Origin of the sequence: Megasphaera vaginalis (ex Srinivasan et al. 2021), from assembly GCF_000478965.1 — a bacterium.
GTDB classification, from domain to species: domain Bacteria; phylum Bacillota; class Negativicutes; order Veillonellales; family Megasphaeraceae; genus Megasphaera; species Megasphaera vaginalis.
The window spans coordinates 1-1,265 of sequence record NZ_AWXA01000029.1 but is presented as its reverse complement, the minus strand read 5'-3'; the positions used below and the strand labels follow the sequence as shown (position 1 = coordinate 1,265).

The 1,265-nt window shown below is 53.0% G+C and carries 1 protein-coding gene; it reads left to right on the top strand.

What is annotated here, in order from left to right:
- Window positions 1-3 precede the first annotated feature (3 nt).
- Entirely contained in the window at window positions 4-1,191 is a 1,188-nt protein-coding gene (tuf, locus tag HMPREF1250_RS05385; RefSeq protein WP_023053625.1) for an elongation factor Tu, read from the top strand.
- The last annotated feature ends 74 nt before the right edge of the window (window positions 1,192-1,265 follow it).

Sequence of the window (1,265 nt, the reverse complement as noted above, 5' to 3'; positions counted from 1 at the left end):
AAAATGGCTAAAGAAAAATACGAAAGAACCAAACCGCATGTTAACATTGGAACGATCGGCCACGTAGACCATGGCAAAACGACATTAACGGCAGCAATTACCAAGGTATTGTCGAAGAAAGGCTTTGCCGAATTCGCCGACTATGCCAATATCGATAAAGCACCGGAAGAACGGGAACGGGGGATTACGATCAATACGGCGCACGTAGAATACCAGACGGAAACGCGTCACTATGCACACGTAGACTGCCCGGGGCATGCCGACTACGTCAAGAACATGATCACCGGCGCCGCACAGATGGACGGCGCGATTCTCGTTGTCAGCGCGGCGGACGGCCCGATGCCGCAAACGCGGGAACATATCCTCCTGGCCCGTCAGGTAGGGGTACCGGCCATGGTTGTATATTTGAACAAAGCCGACCAGGTAGATGACCCGGAACTGATTGAACTTGTAGAAATGGAAGTACGGGAACTGTTGAGCTCTTATGATTTCCCGGGCGACGATATTCCTATCGTCGTGGGCTCGGCGCTGAAAGCCCTGGAAGGGGACGAAAAAGCGGAACAGAGCATACTGGACCTGATGCAGGCTGTTGATGACTACATTCCGACACCGGATCGCCCGACGGACAAACCGTTCCTGATGCCGGTAGAAGACGTATTCACGATTACCGGCCGCGGCACGGTAGCGACGGGACGTGTAGAACGTGGAACCGTAAAAGTCGGGGACTCGGTAGAAATCGTAGGGATGCAGGAAGAATTAAAGACGACAGTCGTAACGGGCGTAGAAATGTTCCGGAAACTGTTGGATCTGGCAGAAGCGGGAGACAACATCGGCGCGCTGCTGCGCGGCGTAGACCGTAAAGAAATTCAGCGCGGACAGGTATTGGCGAAACCGGGATCGATCCATCCGCACACGAAATTCAAAGCGCAAGTATACGTTTTGACGAAAGATGAAGGCGGCCGTCATACGCCGTTCTTCACGAACTACCGTCCGCAGTTCTATTTCCGGACGACAGACGTAACGGGAGTTATCCAGCTGCCGGAAGGCACGGAAATGTGCATGCCGGGAGACAATATCAAGATGGACGTGTCGCTGATCACGCCGATCGCGATTGAAGTAGGACTTCGATTCGCCATTCGGGAAGGCGGCCGTACCGTCGGAGCCGGCGTCGTATCGGAAATCGAAGAATAAGCAGGGAAGCAGTGACAGAATAAGCGAAAAGCACTTACGTTGTCAAAAGACAACGTAAGTGCTTTTTTTGTCTT

Bases quoted from the DNA above. Each gene is read 5' to 3' on its own strand.
- tuf (WP_023053625.1), top strand. From the start codon at position 4: ATGGCTAAAGAAAAATACGAAAGAACCAAACCGCATGTTAACATTGGA.